Below are 18,479 nucleotides of genomic sequence, written 5' to 3'. Positions count from 1 at the left end.
CTATTAGGAGGAATTATCATGTTATATGGAAAAGAAAACCGCGAAGAAGCAGACTATTTGGAACCAATTTTTGGAGCTGTTTGTGAAGGAGAAGATTTACCGAAATACAAACTAAATCCACAATCTGTTGAACCTAGAATGGCCTATCAGCTCGTACAAGATCAGCTACTTGATGAAGGAAATGCCCGTTTGAATTTAGCTACATTCTGTCAAACCTACATGGAACCGGAAGCAGTTAAGCTGATGACACAAACTCTAGAAAAAAATGCCATCGACAAATCCGAGTATCCACGAACAGCAGAAATTGAAAATCGCTGTGTGAATATCATTGCAGATTTGTGGCATGCAAGCAAAGAAGAAAAATTCATGGGCACTTCTACCATTGGTTCTTCAGAAGCCTGTATGTTAGGTGGGATGGCAATGAAATTTGCTTGGCGTAATCGGGCGGAAAAACTCGGTCTCGATCTAAATGCTCATAAACCTAATTTAGTGATTTCAAGCGGTTATCAAGTTTGTTGGGAAAAATTTTGTGTCTACTGGGATATCGAGATGAGAGAAGTCCCTATGGATGAAAACCATTTGTCGATCAATCTTGATAAAGTGATGGACTATGTTGATGAATATACGATCGGCATCGTTGGCATTCTAGGAATCACCTATACAGGACGCTATGACGACATTAAAGGATTGAATGAACTTGTTGAACAATACAACCAAACAACGGACTATAAAGTCTACATTCATGTGGATGCTGCTTCTGGTGGTCTCTATACCCCTTTTACTGAACCGGATCTCGTCTGGGACTTTCAATTACCAAATGTCATATCAATCAACACATCGGGTCATAAATACGGTCTCGTTTATCCGGGTGTGGGTTGGGTACTTTGGCGCGATCAATCTTACTTGCCTCAAGAACTTGTATTTAAAGTCAGCTATTTAGGCGGTGAGTTACCAACCATGGCCATCAACTTCTCCCATAGTGCTGCTCAGTTGATCGGACAATACTATAATTTTGTGCGCTATGGTTTTGATGGTTACAAAGCGATTCATGACAAGACCCATAAAGTTGCTCTTTATTTGGCAAAAGAAATCGAAAAAACCGATCTATTCGAAATGATCAATGATGGCGCTCAACTTCCGATCGTCTGCTACAAATTGAAAGACGATTCAAAACGGGAATGGACGTTGTATGACTTAGCAGACCGTTTACTCATGAAAGGTTGGCAAGTTCCAGCTTATCCATTACCAGCCAATTTAGACGACCAAATCATCCAACGATTGGTCATTCGTGCAGACTTTGGTATGAATATGGCCCACGATTATATTCAAGACATGAAAGAAGCTCTGCTGGCACTTGATCAGGCTCATCTGGTCTATCATAAAAAACAAGAAATCAAAACCTACGGCTTTACTCATTAAAAAGGCCAACACGTTCTAGCAAGAAACTTCCCCAAAATCATTAGAGCTCTCAACGTTACTTCTATTGCGGAACTGTCCCAAGTAGTGCCATTCGCTTGCACTACTTTAGTTCAAAGAGAGGGATTGCGCACGGCTGTGCGCAATCCCTCTCTTTGTATCAATAATTATCTTTTTCAGTCTTTTCAATTACTCTTTGTTGCAAAGATTTCCTCGACTCGTTGATATAGTGTCTGATTGATAGCTAAGATAACAGAGGAAACAGTGTTGAAAGTCACCGGATAAATTTTAGTATTTTTCGTTTGAAGTGTTTCTTGATAAAGAGAAGCATCACATAAAATCATTCGTTTGGTACAAAAAAAGACATCATCCACCACATCAGTTAATTGGTGATAGATCATATTGCTTATGGTAAAGTGCTCATCTAACATTTCTTCTAACTGTTGGCGATAATACAAGTATTTAAAATCAGAAGGTGCAACAATATACACTTCCAAATGTTCAGTTTTTTCAGCATCAGGAAGCAAACTTAGTAAAATCGTCAATTTACGAACCAGATTGTCATTCCATCGAATCATCTGCTGGTTTTGGTTTGCCCATAACCCAAGGCTCTCCATTATTTGATCAAACATTTCCCTCTCACTTGGGTAGAGAAAGAATAGACGATCCGTTTGAAAGATCTGCATGTCCCCCCAAGCGGAACGAAGAAACGGTAGTAACGCTTTTTCGAACAACAAATGATTTTTCTCGGAGATTCCTAATCGGTTTTGTAATAAATGCGTGAGTTCCAACATCTCCGGACAGCGATGAATGTGATTACGATAAACGACTTCAAAATCTCTTTGCAACAGCTCCAGATTATTGCACTGATACTTGCGTGAATTAAAAAGTGAATAGATGTAAAATTCTTCGTCCTCATTGCTACACAAAGAAACTACAAGTTCTTTAAGACCTTGCTGTAATAATTGAAATAGCGGTGTCTGTCGTGCCATCTCCTTGTCCCTTGATGCAAAACAAATAGGAGCTATTCGGCTTCTTGCTAATCCGATGTGGATCCCTAAATGAATGATTTGACGTTCGTCTTCAGGATAAGAACGCAGAAAAAAACGTTGTTCCACGAATTGGATCAGTTCTTCACAAGCCTGCTCAATAAAAGACTGATTTTTTTCAGGACGTTTTCCTAAATAGTTCATTACAGCCAATAGAAGATAGCGGAAGTCTTTCTCGGGGATCTCGACCTCCTCTTGCTCTTCATTTAAATAGCCCATTTCCTCAAAAAATCTCCATAAGTCTGTCCGAATGGTATAAACCTTGCTTAATGAAATAAACACCTCTTCCGATATTTTTTGCCAACTTCTCTCTCCAATCAAAAATTGATAGAGAACTTGTAAAAAATAGGATCCTTGATAAATGGTTTGAGTAAGCTCTGATAAGGAAGATCCGGCAGTAAAAACCACTTGATATGTATGCTTCTCGTGAGTGGCGGTAGCAATGCGTTCTTTTAGTAAAAGCAGAATTTTATCAATGTCATTGATAATGGTCGCAGGACAGACATCCAGCTGTTCGGCTAAACGGTCAATAAGCACGCTTTCCTTCTCATACAACTGCTCGCAAAGATAGACTTGACGAATCACGCATTTTTCTATATACCTTTCCAGCATAGGCTCGCTCCTTTCCCGAATTTATTACGTCCGTTATTATAAACTATCAGGAAATAGGAAGAAATGAAATTGATAGCATTCTGAGGAAAAGTTTAGGCAAAAAAATTGTTTTCAAAATTATTTTTAATTTTATCTTGGGAAAAATGAAGAATTTTTCATGTAATCGGTATAGCTTACCTTTAGCAAATCTTTTCCTGCTGAAATAAACAAATGGATTACACAGTGAGAAAAGGTCTACTTTGTATTCACACGATAAATTCCTTAGATCCCCTAGCATTCGATACAACATATAGTTGTATCGATTGACTCTTTTTGAGCAAAAGATTAATTTTTACAACCACCGGCCGCCTGCGACAGAGTGTGTTTTTGTTAGCATAATACGTCGCGATACTGACTTGTTTCACCCGATCGCTCTACTAAATAAAAATGACTTCTCTACTTACCTTATACCCCTTATACCCCTATACTCCCTATACCCCCTACAACAACGAAACAGAAAAGCCACTGAATCGCGAGCTTATTCTCTTATTCTTTCTCTTATTTTTCATCGCACCTTGATCAACCCCTCCAAAGCCTCATAAGTTTTAGGGCCAATACCAGAAACTTCTTTCACTTCTTCCACGGTTTTAAAAAAACCCTTTTCTTCACGGTAAGCGATGATTGCCTCTGCCTTTTTCGCGCCAATGCCTGGAAGCTCTTGTAACTGGCTGCTATCTGCTGTATTTAAATCGATCTGGTTCTGAGCAAGTGTTCCTTCTGCTCCGTTGTCAGCGTAAACTACCGGATCATCTAAATGAGGAACGATTACTAATTGTTGATCTGACAATTCTTGGGCAAAATTCATGACTTCTTCATTTCCTTCATCAGTGACCCCGCCCGCTAATTGGATCAGCTCATACAGTCGAGCTCCACTAGGTAAGGTGTAAATACCCGGATTTCGGATTTCTCCTTTGATATCTACAACGATCTGGTCCAATGACTCTTTCCTACTCTCTGATTCGAAAATTGGTGAAGATTCTTCTGCTTCGGGCCATTCTGGCTCATTCGGGGTAAAAAACAAACCAAATAGAAAAAGAATGACCAACAGCGCGCTCAAGGATAAATGCCAATATTTTTTCCCAAAATCCAACCACTTGTCCATAATGAATCACCTCAAAAAGAAGTACGCAAAAAAAGTCTTGATTGCTCAAGACTTGATAATTTCTTCGATTTCTTTCATGGAATGAACGACATGGTCTGCATCCAAATCAGTTAGCAATCCTTCAATATCATAGAACATCGTTTGCACCCCTGCCCCTCGTCCAGCCAGCACATCCATCGCACGATCACCGATCATTACAGTCGTTGTTTTGTCCAATTGATATTTTTCCACTAAATAATTCAAAGACGTTGGGTCCGGCTTGCGGGGAAAATTATTCTCCGGTCCCACGATCTCTACGATCAAATGGTCAAGATTTTCTTTCATTAAAAGTTCTTTCGTTGAAACAACGTCACGATGGGTCAAAATATAATTCTTTCCGCCATGGTCTACTACTGCTTGTAAAGCTTCTTTCGTTCCCGGAAATGAAACGGGTAGCCGCTCATCTAGTGCTTCATATGCTTTAAAACGAGCGCTAAAATCAATGAAATCCAATTGATATTTCTCAGCTACTTGTTTTGATGACGATGCTTTCAAGATGCGATAAATTTCTCTCGAATCGGGATCAAATCCAGCGTCTTTCAATGTTTTAAGAAACGCCTCTAACATGATTGGGTAACTGTCAAACAATGTGCCGTCAAAGTCCCAAATATACGAATGATACATGTACAACCCTCATTTTCTAAAAATAAGCTGAAATGTTTCCGTGAAAAAAATGTTTTTTCAGCAACTTTACAAAGTTTATCACAAAAGTCCGCCTTTGTCTTTAGATCAAAAGGCAAAGTGGTTGAGACAGAAGTGATTAGTTGCAAGAAATTACGGCTTATTACTGCAAAAGCGACCGCTTACCGTGCGTTCGAAAAAAGAGCTATGACAACCTTTTGTCACAGCCCTTAAAAATTACCAGCTTCCGGAAATTCCGCCCCCACTACTGGACCCACCGCCAAAGCCACCGAAATCACTATCCGAGCTTTTACTCTCTGCGATGACCTGTTCTTGTCGCGTGACATGATTGATGAGTAACAAATAAACTAAAGATTGATCCATAGTGGTTGGATTGTATTCACGACGAGCATTATTCAATAGTTCTGAACGATCTTCCCCCGAAAAATCACCTACTTGTTTTTGTAGATCTGGATGATTTTTATATACTTCATGGAGATCGATAGTAAACAAAGCATCCGTTTTAACAGAATCAATCAAGCTAGCTATTTCCTGAGAACTCGTCTGCACCATTTCAGGATACGTCTTTTCCTTCGTAAGCAGCATAGCCAAATAATCGTTGTTGAGACTACGCCGCTGAATTTCTTCTTCCGCCAACTGCTGAATCTCTTTTTTATACTGTGGAATCAAATAAGCATTTTCTGCAAGAATATCTCCAGTTAAATCATAATCTCGTAATTGTTCCTTGAGTTGCCGCTGCAATTGTGTTTCATAGGTTCGCAATGTGTCATGGCCTTGGGCTAACTCTTGCCCAAAGATCTTCAAATTTTTATGATCTTTCATATATTCTTGCACGAATTGATCGGCCAACTGCGGATTTTTCAATGCTTGTTGAATCATTTGGTTGCTAGCTGGTTGCGGACTGATTCTTTCAAACTCAGCTAATTGCCTCGGAATAACTTCACTAAGCAGGTACATTTTTAACGCCTTCAAACACTCTCCAGCAACAATATAGTGAGTGAAGGTCTGATAATTCCTTCTTTTACTTGCCCATCTGTAAAAAGCCTTTTCATCAAACGCTGGATCCGAATGAATATGAGGAGGAATCACATTGGCTGCTTGAAAACTTTTCTTCGTTTGGCGCTTGCGCCAGCCTATCACTCCGCTAATAGCTGCAATAATCAATGCACTAACTGAACTAACAAGTTGCCAAAACAGCAACCAGAATTTCTTTGACTCTGCGGCTTCTCGGGCCTTTTTTTCTGCCAGTAGCTGTTGCCCATCCGCATAAATTTTGTTCAGACCAACCGTTTCGTCCGCTGTTTTCATTTCCTCATAGACGCGATCAGAAGCATTTAAAACAGCTTGATCATAGTCTTCATCACGCAAAAGAACTTTTGTATCTTCATCGATCAGGTCATCATCTGACAAATCAGAAAAAATATACGTTAAGCCATCCCCATAGCCTAAACGAAATTCCCGGTCCTCGATGGCAAACACAAAGACTAAGCCATTGTTATACGCGGATTGACCAAAACTGTATTCATCAAATAACTGATTGGTTACTGTCTCGATCGTTTGGCCGTCTAAGTTTTTAAGCGTGACAACAGCGTATTCTGGACTTCCTGGCAACGTTTGGAACCTCTCTTGGTTTAATTGATTGATTTTTGCGATTGTCTCTGCTGAGAGGACCCCTGCATTATCCTTCACAAAACTTTGACCAAATACTTTTTGGGGAACAAGTAGCACGAACATGACGATCACTACCAGTATGGAGCTGCCCACTACCCTCTTTTTCATTCTTGACACCCCTATCTGTATAAAATTACGTTAATTGTATATTATTTCCAGATGATCAGCATAGGGCTAAAGCCTTAGATCACAAAGAAGAAACTGCGAACTAAGTGCTACACTAAACAAAATGTCCGATTTTTTTACTAGCATCCCCTCCAAAATACCATTAGGTCTTTATGAGCGAATGTTCGAAAAGTAATCACCTTTTCGTCCAATCGAGAGCATTTGATTTTGTGTGTTCCTTATATCGCAGTTTCAGAAGATGATCAGTTTTTGAAAGAATGAATCGGCGCAGGAATTCGGCCGCCTCGCTGAATAAAGTCAGCAGATTTAGCTGGATTAACTTTCATAACAGGTGCTGTGCCTAGTAAACCACCAAATTCGATTCGGTCTCCTACTTGTTTTTCTTTAGCCGGAATGATACGTACCGCCGTTGTTTTATGGTTGATGACGCCGATTGCTGCTTCATCAGCAATCATCGCAGCAATCGTTTCTGCAGTAGTATCTCCAGGAATTGCGATCATGTCTAAGCCCACCGAGCAAATTGCTGTCATCGCTTCTAACTTTTCTAGATTCAACAAACCACTTTCAACTGCTTTGATCATGCCTGCATCTTCTGAAACCGGGATGAAAGCACCCGATAAACCACCAACATGATTGCAGGCCATGACGCCGCCTTTTTTGACGGCGTCGTTCAACAACGCCAATGCAGCCGTTGTCCCGTGAGTTCCAACGGATTCCAGACCCATTTCCTCCAAGATGAGCGCCACACTATCCCCTACAGCCGGAGTAGGTGCTAAAGAAAGATCGACGATCCCAAAAGGAACCCCTAAACGCTCGGAAGCTACCCGTCCTACGAGTTGCCCCATACGGGTTATTTTGAAAGCCGTTTTTTTGACTGTTTCTGCAACGACGTCAAAAGATTCTCCTTTGACTTTTTCAAGCGCACGCTTGACCACTCCAGGACCGCTGACGCCTACATTAATCTCGACATCTGCTTCTCCGACACCGTGAAAAGCACCGGCCATAAACGGGTTGTCTTCCACTGCGTTTGCAAAAACAACTAATTTCGCACATCCCATATCTGAAGCTTCAGCCGTTTGTTTGACTGTTTCCCCCATTAACCGAACAGCATCCATATTGATTCCAGCTTTGGTTGATCCAATATTGACCGAAGAACAGACAAAGTTCGTTGCTGCCAGCGCTTCTGGAATCGATTGGATCAATGCTAAATCACCGCCTTGATACCCTTTTTCAACCAGAGCACTGTAGCCACCGATGAAATTGACCCCTACTGTCTCAGCTGCCCGATCCAATGTTTTAGCTACCTTCACACAGTCTTGTGGCGTCGGTTGACTGGCTGCCACAACAATGGCAATCGGGGTAACAGAGATTCGCTTGTTGATGATTGGAATACCATATTCTGTTTCGATTTGTTCGCCAACTCGCACCAAGTTCTTGGCTTTTGTCGTAATTTTTTGATAGATTTTTTCGCACATCTGATCGATATCGGCATCGATACAGTCTAAAAGAGAGATTCCCATTGTAATGGTACGAATATCAAGATTTTCTTCTTCAACCATGCGAATGGTTTCTAGTATTTGATTGATTTCCATAGAAGCCCTCCTATAATTTATGCATGGTATCAAAAATTTCTTGGTTTTGAATACTGATTTTAACACCTAGTGTTTCGCCTTTGGTATGCAATTGCTCACGAATCGTTTCAAAATCTGCATTTGCCTCCATCGATAATAACATCATCATCGTAAAGTATTCTTCCATGATGGTTTGTGAAACATCGAGGATATTGATGTCTAACTCTGCCAATAGTTGGCTGACGCCTGCGATGATCCCTACCTTGTCTTTTCCAATAACGGTCAATACTGCTTTCATAAGAGCCCGCCTTTCATAAAATTTTTCTTATTATAGCATAAGAAAACCGCACTTTCGATGAAACTTCATACGAAAGCGCGGTTTTTAGTAATAATGTTCGTCTTTATCCCAGCCGTTCTTGTAAAACAGCTTGTGAATCAAAGGTATAAATGATTGGCTCTGCATTGGGGACATCGATTTTGTCGACTTCTTCTTCAGGTACATTCTCCAAATACTTCACTAAAGCCCGCAAACTATTGCCATGGCCTGTGATCAAGACATTTTTTCCTGATCGAATGAAGGGAACAACATCATCCGACCAAAAAGGGGTGATCCTTTCAACGACCATTCCTAGGTTTTCTCCTTTAGGAATCAAGCGTGGATCTAAGTCGTCATAACGACGATCAAAATGATTTTCTGAAACATACAGCGGCGGTTCATTATACCCTCGTCGCCACTTTTGGACTTGACCTTTTCCATAACGAGCAACCATTTCATCTTTATTGACACCGACTAACTGTCCGTAGTGTCTTTCATTCAACCGCCATGTCTTATAGGTAGGTACCCACAATTGAGCGCTTGCTTCCAAAACAGTGTTGCAGGTGATGATGGTTCGCTGAAGATAAGAAGCAAATGCTACATCAAAAGAAATACCCAATTCTTTGATTTTTTCTCCCGCTTGCCAAGCTTGTTCCCGACCCTTTGCTGTCAAGGCCACATCCAGCCAGCCCGTCCAATAGTTTTCAAAATTTGCTTCGCTTTCGCCATGCCGTATCAATACTACCTTCACTTGAACGCCTCCTCTTTGATTCATTATCTCAAGAAAAAAGCAAAATGTCTTGGGCAAAGTTCATAGAGGCATCCTTTTTTATCTGAGTATACAAAAAGGCTAGGCATAAGTTGAGCCAGACCCGATCTTTAAGGAACAACTGTCCTCTCGAAAATCTTTCTGACTGTTTTTACTTATGCCCTAGCCTCATACGTGCATGGGTCTGTTCTTAAAATTTGGAGAAATTAATCAAGAATCGTTACTTGAACGGTCCGACGGCCCCATTGTTCGCATTGTGCATTTGTTGGGAAATGCACGTCGATGATATTTCCCTTGATCGCACCACCGGTATCGCTGGCGATGGCTTCTCCATAACCTTCAACATAAAGTCTTGTGCCTAGAGGGATCACAGATGGGTCCACCGCAACTGCCATCGGATTTTCCAACAAGTTTTGGCCGGTAGCTGTCACAGTTCCGCCGCCTAAAACATCTGCTGGATCAGAACTATATGCTGTTGCTTCCATCGTCATCGTTGTTCCAGAATAGCTGCTTGCTGCAGATTCAGATTGGTTTTCGTTGGCAGATTGGTCTTCTGCTTGTGTTGTTTCTTTTGCAGGTTGTTCACTTGCTTGGTTATCTGATGATACTTTTTTGTCGGTGTCAATAATCAGAGTTGTACCATCGTAGATGATGTTAGGATCTTTCAGTTTGTTGTCTTTTGCAATTTGATCAATATGATCTAAATTACCAAAGTATTTTAAAGAAAGACCAGATAATGTGTCATCAGATTTCACCACATGTTTGATTTCGTCTGCGTTAGCAGTTGTACTTAGTGCAGCAAAACCAGCAATTGTGGCTGTAGTTAATACGAATGTTTTAATTGATTTCATAAATTTTATTTCCCTCGCTCTATGTAAGTTTTCGTCGTAACGACTTGATAAATAATAGCAAGATACGTTAAGTCCTTGGTAACAGTTCGATGACGAAATATTTCACTTTGATAAAAGAAATTAAATAACGTACCAAATAAAAAATAGAAATACTTAAAACCTTGCTAAATAAGGCTTTAATAGTAAACAGAAGATCGATTAACTGTTACAAGTTTCTTTTAAGCTAATCAAAAAAGCCGAATGAATCTTAAATATTTTCATAATTTCCGGAAATTTTCTGAAACAAATTTTCTTATATTACAAATTTGTAAAAAACAATTCAACCTGTAAACTTATAGAAAACACTGTTTTTTCTGAAAACTCAAATATATTTCGTGATTTTTCCAAGAAAGGGATTGACTTCCCACAAAGGTATGATACGATATTTCTAACGTTTGTTGTATTTTTATACATAATTCAAGCTATTATTGTATTTTAAAACAAAAAAAAGGAGTAATTGAATGAAAAAGATGTGTAAATGGTTCGCTTCAACAATGATACTGATCGTCCTGTTCTTTTGTGTTACCACAAAACTGGTACACGCTGAAACAACAGATCCCGTCTATGAAAAAATAAAACAAAATGGTGCATTGATCGTTGGCTTATCTGCGGATTATGCCCCCTATGAATTTCATACCACGATTGATGGCAAAGACGAAATTGTCGGCTTTGATCTATCAATTGCCAAAAAAATCGCTGATGATCTAGGTGTCGATCTTAAAATTGAAGAATTAGGTTTCGATGCGCTGTTAGGAGCATTAAAAACTGGAAAAATCGATCTTGTCATTTCGGGGATGGCTGCTACCGATGAACGTAAAAAGGAAGTCAACTTTTCTGACACTTATATGGAAGTCCAACAAAAAGTGATTGTTCGAAAAGAAGATCAGAACCGGTTTCAATCAACAGCAGATTTCAACGGTGTAGCTGTCGGTGCTCAAAAACAAACCACACAAGAAGAATTAGCTAAGAATGAGTTGTCCGGCTCACTTGTAACCTCTTTGCAAAAAGTTCCGGATCTGATCACAAATTTAAACTCAAAAAAAGTGGATGCTGTTGTGATGGAAGGTCCTGTGGCGGAAGCCTATGTTCAATCAAATGATAACTTAGCAATTGCCGACGATGTGGTCTTTGAGAAAGGTACGAAAGAAACAGCAATTGCTATTTCAAAAGAGGCGCCGCTGCTCCTGGAAAAAATCAATGCTTCCATCAAGACGATTGTCGATAACGATCTATTGAGTCAATATCAAGATGAAGCCTATGCTCTAATGTTCAATGAAGAAACAGGAGCACCTGAAGAAGGCTTCTTTAGCAAATATCTGCCCTTTTATCTCTCAGGAGCCGGTTATACTATTTTTTTAGCCTTTGTCGGTGTACTCTTTGGCTCGATTGCTGGTAGTCTACTGGCATTTATGAAACTTTCTGCGTCAAAAATTTTGCGTTGGATTGCGATTGTTTATATTGAATACGTGAGAGGTACCCCGCTCTTAGTACAGATCTTTATCGTTTATTTTGGGACTGGCGTACTAGGTCTGGATTTATCCAAATTAACGGCAGGTTGTATCGCTCTTGCACTTAATAGTGCCGCCTATGTGGCTGAAATCATTCGTGCGGGGATCAATGCGGTCAACAAAGGTCAGTTGGAGGCAGCCCGTTCATTAGGAATGAATCAAGTTCAAGCGATGCGCTTCATTATTTTTCCGCAAGCCATCAAGAACATTTTACCTGCTCTCGGCAATGAATTTGTGACAGTCATCAAAGAGTCTTCTGTTGTCTCTGTCATTGGTGTCTCCGAATTGATCTTCCAAACAGGGGTCGTCCAAGGTGCCAGTTTCAAACCTTTCCTACCATACGTGATTGTTTCCTTGATTTATTTTGTCTTGACTTTTGCTCTTTCACGATTACTAGGAGTTGCAGAAAGGAGAATGAAAACAAGTGATTAGCGTAAAAAAACTTTTAAAAAATTTTGGTGCGACAGAAGTTCTGAAAGAGATCGATCTTGAAATCTCCACGGGTGAAGTCGTTGTGATCATTGGACCTTCTGGAAGCGGCAAAAGTACTTTTCTGCGTTGTTTGAATCTTTTAGAACAACCTACCAGTGGTCAAATCGAATTTGAAGGAAACGATCTTTTGGCTAAAGAGATTGTGATCGATCAAATTCGTCAAAAAATGGGTATGGTATTCCAAAACTTTAATCTGTTTCCTCATAAAACAGTTTTGGAGAACATCACCATCAGCCCCATAAAAGTAAAAAAACAAGATCAAGAGACCGCTGAGAAAAAAGCCTACGCACTTTTGGAACAAGTTGGATTAGCAGACAAAGCGACTAGCTATCCTGCAAGTTTATCTGGTGGGCAACAACAGCGAGTAGCTATTGCTCGTGCGTTGGCTATGGATCCAGATGTGATGCTTTTTGATGAACCGACTTCTGCACTTGATCCGGAGATGGTTGGTGAAGTATTAGCGGTGATGCAGGCACTTGCCGAGAAAGGCATGACGATGGTCGTTGTGACTCATGAGATGGGCTTTGCCAAGCAAGTAGCGGATCGCGTGATCTTTATGGCTGACGGTGTCATTCAAGAACAAGGAACACCTGAAGCGATCTTTGAACATCCGCAAAATAGCCGCACACAAGATTTTTTAAGAAAAGTACTATAAAAAATGGAGATGAACCTATGAAACAGTCGATGATTGCACAACGATTTCAAACACCCGAAGAAAATCTACTAATGGACATTGCAACGATTGCCAAGAAAACACCAAATTTGATAGATCTGTCCATCGGCGATCCTGATTTGATTACTGATCAGTCGATCATTGCTGCCGCTTTTACGGACGTCAAAAATGGACATACAAAATACACGGCTTCTGATGGCAGTGCCGATTTTATTCAAGCTGTTGTCGATTTTTATCAGACCCATTATGGATTGACTTTCTCCAACGATCAAGTACGGGCCTCAGTTGGTGCGTTACATGGCATGTATCTTGCCTTGTGCGCGATCTTGGATCCTGGAGATGAAGTAATTATCCATGAGCCTTACTTTTCTCCTTACAAGCAGCAAGTTGAAATGGCTGGCGGAAGCCCGGTTTTCATCCCTACCTTTGAAAAAGATGGTTTTCAGATCGCTATTGATGTATTAAAAGCAGCGATTACCGACAAAACAAAAGCCATTATCATTAATTCTCCCAACAATCCCACTGGTGCTGTCTTTTCGCCGAGAACTTTTAAAGCAATTGCTGAAGTTGCCGAAGAAAATGATTTGTTGATCTTGTCAGATGAAGTGTACGAAGCCTTTTGTTTTATGGAAGAGTTTGTTCCTATGGCCACTTTTGCGCCTGAGCGGACGATTACTTTTAGCAGTTTTTCAAAAGCTTTTGCTATGACTGGCTGGCGGATTGGTTACATGATCGCTCCTTTATCCATCAATCAGACAGCCAAGTTGATTAATGAAAGTATTGCTTATTCTGCTCCTACCCCCTCACAACGAGCGGGAATCTATGCGTTGAATCACTACGACGAACTTGTTCCAGCAGTCGTGGAAACCTTCAAAAAACGGCTAAGTTACATTCAGCAACGAGTCGCTACTATTCCTTTTCTTTCTTTGTCTCCTGTCAAAGGAAGTATGTATGCCTTCATCAACATAGAAAAAACTGGCTTGGATTCTGTTACTTTCGTTGAAAAACTTTTAAAAGATACTAGCGTGCTAATGATTCCCGGTAAAGCTTTTGGTGAGACGACTGGTGATCATTATGTCCGTTTAGCTGCTACGCAATCAATGCCAATGCTAAAAGAAGCCTTTGATCGCATTGAGCAGTTCACTTTTTAATCAACAAAAAATCCCTCTGCAACTAGAGTGATTGAACCATTCGCCAAAAGTTAGCCATAAAAGCTAACTTTTGGGAGTGATTCACTCTCTTGGAGCAGAGGGATTTTTTTATTCTTTTTTTGCTTCTTGAATCAGTTTTGCTATTGCTTCTTTTTGAAATTCTGCAGTGAATTGACTGATTTTTGCTTTTTGTTCCGCAGCATCCATTGTTGGGTCAGCCATCAAAGCGGCTTGCATCTTCTCTTGAACAAAAGTTTGTGCTTCTGTTTTCATCGCTTCTTGTTGGTTTTCAACAAGACTGGCTAGTTTTTTCGCTTGATCAACAGTTAAGAGAGTCCAAGAATCTGGAAGAGAGAACGTATTCTTTTCACGAATAAACTCTTCATCATTCCCAGCTATTCCAAACAAGAAACGATAAAAATCATTTTTATACGTCCAACGGGTCGTTTTCGTTTCTTTTTGTGCCGATTTGGCATCTTCGACGACATGATTCGTCACATGGTCCATTCTTGTTTGTTTTGGTTTCTTTTGCGACTCATCTGTGCGGTACAAATAGATTTTCTCAGTTCCATCACCCAAAGGTTGATACAACAGCATTGGCAACTGATCATTGTCATTGCTTGAAACTAACGGCTGTGTAGTCGTTGTGGTGGTTTTTTCCATCCCAAAATGTGCGGATAGATTGGCCATCATTGCTGTTAAGCTTAAGACAAAAACCAAACCAAAGAGAAGTGAAATAACAGTTTGGACTTTATTTTTGGCAAAAACATTTAATAACGCAAAGGCAATTACACTGATGACGACAATCACTAACATCATTTGCCGTCACCTCCTTTAAGAACAGTCAACTGAGGCTCTTTTTTCTTCAATGCAAAGGCAATCAAAAAGCCTAAAAAGCCAAAGACAACAGCGACATAAAAAGCAGCATGATATCCAGAAAGCGTTGCTTCGATCGCTTTTTCTTTGTAAGCAAGCGGTGTTGCCTTCAACAAGCCCTCACTTGGAAGATTTCCTTTGGTTACATTTGATAAGACACTGATCAAAATCGCCGTTCCAATTGAGCTGGCAACTTGACGGAAAGTATTATTAACTGCTGTACCATGACTGATCAAGTTTCCTGGCAAAGCATTCATACCAGAAGTAGTAACTGGCATCATAACCATGGAAATCCCAAACATACGAATCGCATAAAGAATGACGATATGCAAAATCGGTGTGTCTTTTGTTAAAAAGGCAAAAGGCAATGTTGCAGCAGTCAAAATGAACATACCGGTAATAGCTAAACGCTTTGCCCCATACTTATCAAAAATTGCCCCAGTGATCGGCATCATCGCCCCCATTACCAATGCCCCAGGTAAAAGCATCAAACCAGAATGAAAGGCAGATTCTCCCCGAATATTTTGGATATATAAAGGCAAGACCATTTCTGCGCCCACCAAGGCCATATTGGTCACACCTGAAAGAATGGCCGCTAATGTGAATGTTTTCGATGAAAAGACGCGTAATTCCAAAAATGGATGCTCGATGTGCAATTGTCGCCAAGCAAAAAAGGCGATAAACAAGACCCCAACTACTAAGAAACTAATGACCTCCACGCTTCCCCAGCCCTTGTCTCCGACACTGGAAAAACCATACAACAATGTTCCGAAACCGATGGTTGAAAGAATGGCAGAAAAAATATCAATTTTCGGATGAGACAGCTCGATAACACTCTTCATCAAGAAGACAGCTAAGATCAATACTAAAATAACGATTGGAATGACCATTCCAAACAAATAGCGCCAAGTATAGTGGTCAATGATCCAGCCGGATAGTGTTGGGCCTAAAGCTGGTGCCAACCCAATAACGATCCCCGACATTCCCATTGCAGAACCGCGTTTTTCTGGCGGAAAGATCGATAACATGATATTTTGCAACAACGGCATGGAGATACCAACACCGGCAGCTTGAATCAAACGACCTAATAGTAAGATCGAAAAATTAGGTGCTGCAAAACAAGCAATTGTACCAATTAAGAAAATCGTCATGGCAGTTAAATACAAATTTTTCGAATTGAATTTATTAATCAGCCAAGCGGTAATTGGAATCATGATCCCATTAACAAGCAAGAATCCGGTCGTCAACCATTGAACATCAGAAGCCGTAATATCGAAGTCATTCATCAAGGTTGGAAAGGCAGTCGTCAGTAATGTTTGATTCAATACTGTACAAAACGTACCGATCAGCAAAACGACAACCAATAAAGAACGATTGTACGGTTTACCGTATATATCTAAAGGACGATTATTTGTCATATTTCACACTCTTTTCACAAAATTTTTCAACAGCACTATACACTTTAAAACTTTCCCACTTATTTGTCAACCTACTTGACACAAAAGTAAAACAAGTTACAATATAAACAAATACCTTTACAAGAATGGAGAAAGCATGTCTCAAACCTTTCGTAAATTATTAGAAAATGACAATTTGCTGGTAGGGATCAGCGAGCTTAGCCGAATGTGTGAAATCTCTCCGCGTCAATTGCGTTACTGGGAACAAAAAGGCCTTATCCAATCCGTTCCTCAAGAAGAAAATGCGCCACGTAAATATCGACTGCCCACGGTGATCAAAGTTGAGTTGATCAAACGTTTCCTTGATGAAGGCTTTACTTTAACAAAAGCGGTAGAAAAAGCAGAGGAAAAAATAAAAACTGCGCACCATATACGTAAAGTTTTTACAGGGGCACTCCAGAATTTGGAAGTAATCAATGACCGATTTACTATTATCAGCCTAGGACCCATCAAGGATTCAAACCAATTGCTGCACATTATCCATGATGATGAATCGAATCAGCTTGACTACGAATTATTACCGGAAAACCAGCCATTGGACATTGATAAATACCGTAATCTCTGAGAAAACAAACAATAGTTAAAAAAGGACTGCTGCACGCCCTTCGTCTTTCGGGAATGCAGCAATCCTTACTCTTGCCATTGCTCGTCATAGTACTTGATTTTGTTATCTAAACGATTCAAAGTCCCTTTTAGTTCCTCAAAACGTTGCCGCAAATTTTCTCATTCTTCGACTAATAAATGTTTGCGGGCCCCTTTCGTTCTTTGGCTAAAAAATATCATGTATCAGTACCGCAGCTAGCGATTCGCTATTGTCTCCAACTAGATCTCCTTCCTTTACCAAAAACAGTATCCATGGAACATATGAAGAACAACGCCGATGTTGCTTTTACAATTTCAGAAGAAGATCTGACTCGCTTAAAAGAAATCACTATGAATGATTATGGCTCTAATAATGAAATTCCTGTTTTCAAACGAGCCGCTACAAAATAATTGCAACTGAAGAGCGCTTTCCCAGAATCATTTCTGTCTCAGTGCAGAATCTGAATTCTGGGAAAGCTTTTTTGATGAGAAAAAGCCCTAAACTTATTTTGTTTCTTGCTTGAAGTGTTCCTTTTGAGAATGAGCGGCGGTTTTCAGTAAAACGAGAAGGATCTTCACAGCCCTCGCAGTCATTGTCCATTTGACTGCTTCCGAGAGAAATCATTTACAAAAGCCATTTTTCCATGCTATAGTCCCTTTGAAGAAGTCAAAGGTAGAAGCCGCTTTGAATAGCTGACTTAATTGAAAAATTGACAAAATTGACAAAATCAACTTAGTAGCATTCGTAGCGCTAGCTACCAAATCGAGAAAAGGAGTCTGTATCCATGAACAAAACAGAATTTTTACAAGCAATATCTGGTGGCTTGATCGTTTCTTGTCAAGCTCTGCCAGGGGAACCCTTTTATACCGAAGAAGGTGGCGTGATCCCTCTTTTTGCGGTGGCAGCTCAAGAAGCAGGTGCGGTCGGAATTCGTGCCAACTCTGTACGAGACATCCAGCAAATCAAAGAAAAAGTGTCCTTGCCAATCATCGGTATCATAAAAAGAGACTACCTACCTGAAGAACCGTTCATCACTGCTACGATGCGCGAAGTAGATGAATTAGTTGCAACCGGTGTCGAAGTCATTGCGCTGGATTGTACTTTACGAAAAAGGCACGATGGTCTAACCATCAATGCATTTATCAAAAAAATCAAAGAAAAGTATCCTGACCAGCTGCTGATGGCAGATATTGCGACTTTTGAAGAAGGCCGCAATGCTTACCAAGCTGGGGTCGATTTTGTTGGCACAACATTAGCGGGTTATACCAAAGACCGTGAGCCAACAGATGGACCCGACCTCGAACTGATCCAACAACTTGTCGCTGAACAGTTGCCCGTCATCGCTGAAGGAAGAATTCATTCTCCTGAACAAGCCAAACAAGTTCAGCGTCTAGGGGTTGCAGGTATCGTTGTAGGCGGTGCGATTACCCGCCCCAAAGAAATCGCGGCTCGTTTTATCGCAGAATTATCCAATTAGTTTCATAAAGAATCGCATAC

The 18,479-nt window shown here is 40.4% G+C and carries 17 protein-coding genes; 7 read left to right on the top strand and 10 right to left on the bottom strand.

Going from position 1 to position 18,479, the window contains the following annotated elements:
* Window positions 1-18: 18 nt before the first annotated feature.
* A complete protein-coding gene (locus EGX73_RS12380; protein WP_003127278.1) occupies window positions 19-1,419 on the top strand; it encodes a glutamate decarboxylase in 1,401 nt (466 codons plus the stop codon).
* A gap of 182 nt (window positions 1,420-1,601) precedes the next feature.
* Here the strand turns inward: EGX73_RS12380 and EGX73_RS12375 are convergent, their stop codons facing one another.
* The 8 genes from EGX73_RS12375 to EGX73_RS12340 all read right to left on the bottom strand — a co-directional run bounded on the left by EGX73_RS12375 (window position 1,602) and on the right by EGX73_RS12340 (window position 10,203).
* Window positions 1,602-3,077 carry a hypothetical protein gene (locus EGX73_RS12375; RefSeq protein WP_003127277.1) on the bottom strand — a complete coding sequence of 492 codons (1,476 nt, stop codon included), beginning with the start codon at window positions 3,075-3,077 and terminating at the stop codon, window positions 1,602-1,604.
* 544 nt (window positions 3,078-3,621) lie between these two features.
* Window positions 3,622-4,218 carry a helix-hairpin-helix domain-containing protein gene (locus EGX73_RS12370; RefSeq protein ID WP_003127275.1) on the bottom strand — a complete coding sequence of 199 codons (597 nt, stop codon included), beginning with the start codon at window positions 4,216-4,218 and terminating at the stop codon, window positions 3,622-3,624.
* A 45-nt stretch (window positions 4,219-4,263) separates the two neighbouring features.
* Window positions 4,264-4,881 carry an HAD-IA family hydrolase gene (locus EGX73_RS12365; RefSeq protein WP_003127274.1) on the bottom strand — a complete coding sequence of 206 codons (618 nt, stop codon included), beginning with the start codon at window positions 4,879-4,881 and terminating at the stop codon, window positions 4,264-4,266.
* A gap of 234 nt (window positions 4,882-5,115) precedes the next feature.
* The gene (locus EGX73_RS12360) at window positions 5,116-6,678 is read right to left on the bottom strand and encodes a YgcG family protein (protein WP_123866977.1); all 1,563 of its coding nucleotides are present in this window, start codon (window positions 6,676-6,678) and stop codon (window positions 5,116-5,118) included.
* 260 nt (window positions 6,679-6,938) lie between these two features.
* A complete protein-coding gene (locus tag EGX73_RS12355; RefSeq protein WP_003127270.1) occupies window positions 6,939-8,288 on the bottom strand; it encodes a PFL family protein in 1,350 nt (449 codons plus the stop codon).
* A 10-nt stretch (window positions 8,289-8,298) separates the two neighbouring features.
* A complete protein-coding gene (locus EGX73_RS12350; RefSeq protein ID WP_003127269.1) occupies window positions 8,299-8,565 on the bottom strand; it encodes an ACT domain-containing protein in 267 nt (88 codons plus the stop codon).
* A gap of 103 nt (window positions 8,566-8,668) precedes the next feature.
* Window positions 8,669-9,334 carry a 2,3-diphosphoglycerate-dependent phosphoglycerate mutase gene (locus EGX73_RS12345; RefSeq protein WP_021150912.1) on the bottom strand — a complete coding sequence of 222 codons (666 nt, stop codon included), beginning with the start codon at window positions 9,332-9,334 and terminating at the stop codon, window positions 8,669-8,671.
* A 224-nt stretch (window positions 9,335-9,558) separates the two neighbouring features.
* Window positions 9,559-10,203 (bottom strand): 3D domain-containing protein, encoded by a 645-nt coding sequence (locus EGX73_RS12340; RefSeq protein WP_021150913.1) that lies wholly within the window; start codon window positions 10,201-10,203, stop codon window positions 9,559-9,561.
* Window positions 10,204-10,703: 500 nt separating this feature from the next.
* Here EGX73_RS12340 and EGX73_RS12335 point away from each other — a divergent pair, with 500 nt between their 5' ends.
* From EGX73_RS12335 to EGX73_RS12325, 3 genes are read left to right on the top strand one after another with little or no spacing between them, the layout of a single operon-like run.
* Entirely contained in the window at window positions 10,704-12,182 is a 1,479-nt protein-coding gene (locus EGX73_RS12335) for an ABC transporter permease subunit (protein ID WP_005472565.1), read from the top strand.
* Window positions 12,175-12,897, top strand: coding sequence for an amino acid ABC transporter ATP-binding protein (locus EGX73_RS12330; RefSeq protein ID WP_096710859.1), 723 nt, complete (start codon window positions 12,175-12,177; stop codon window positions 12,895-12,897). The genes EGX73_RS12335 and EGX73_RS12330 overlap by 8 nt, the downstream gene beginning before the upstream one ends.
* A gap of 17 nt (window positions 12,898-12,914) precedes the next feature.
* Complete coding sequence (locus EGX73_RS12325) at window positions 12,915-14,066, top strand: pyridoxal phosphate-dependent aminotransferase (protein WP_096710858.1); 1,152 nt, start codon at window positions 12,915-12,917, stop codon at window positions 14,064-14,066.
* Window positions 14,067-14,174: 108 nt separating this feature from the next.
* Here EGX73_RS12325 and EGX73_RS12320 read toward each other — a convergent pair whose 3' ends face one another.
* Together EGX73_RS12320 and EGX73_RS12315 are read right to left on the bottom strand one after the other, a co-directional pair.
* On the bottom strand, window positions 14,175-14,885 hold the full coding sequence (locus tag EGX73_RS12320; protein ID WP_096710857.1) for a DUF4811 domain-containing protein: 711 nt from the start codon (window positions 14,883-14,885) through the stop codon (window positions 14,175-14,177).
* The gene (locus tag EGX73_RS12315) at window positions 14,882-16,360 is read right to left on the bottom strand and encodes an MDR family MFS transporter (RefSeq protein WP_005472559.1); all 1,479 of its coding nucleotides are present in this window, start codon (window positions 16,358-16,360) and stop codon (window positions 14,882-14,884) included. Before EGX73_RS12315 ends, EGX73_RS12320 begins: the two co-directional genes overlap by 4 nt.
* Window positions 16,361-16,496: 136 nt before the next feature.
* On the opposite strand from EGX73_RS12315, the gene EGX73_RS12310 reads away from it, so the two are divergent.
* From EGX73_RS12310 to EGX73_RS12300, 3 genes are all read left to right on the top strand, one after another.
* Window positions 16,497-16,964: a MerR family transcriptional regulator gene (locus EGX73_RS12310; protein WP_003127260.1), complete on the top strand. Its 468-nt coding sequence runs from the start codon at window positions 16,497-16,499 to the stop codon at window positions 16,962-16,964.
* Between the two features lie 200 nt (window positions 16,965-17,164).
* A complete protein-coding gene (locus EGX73_RS12305) occupies window positions 17,165-17,392 on the top strand; it encodes an aldo/keto reductase (protein ID WP_229073607.1) in 228 nt (75 codons plus the stop codon).
* 374 nt (window positions 17,393-17,766) lie between these two features.
* Window positions 17,767-18,459, top strand: coding sequence for an N-acetylmannosamine-6-phosphate 2-epimerase (locus EGX73_RS12300; protein WP_029486887.1), 693 nt, complete (start codon window positions 17,767-17,769; stop codon window positions 18,457-18,459).
* Window positions 18,460-18,479 lie beyond the last annotated feature (20 nt).

Origin of the sequence: Enterococcus sp. FDAARGOS_553, assembly GCF_003812305.1 — a bacterium.
Lineage (GTDB): Bacteria > Bacillota > Bacilli > Lactobacillales > Enterococcaceae > Enterococcus_D > Enterococcus_D gallinarum.
Note: the sequence above shows the minus strand (reverse complement) of the source record. Positions and strands in the feature narration are given on the sequence as shown.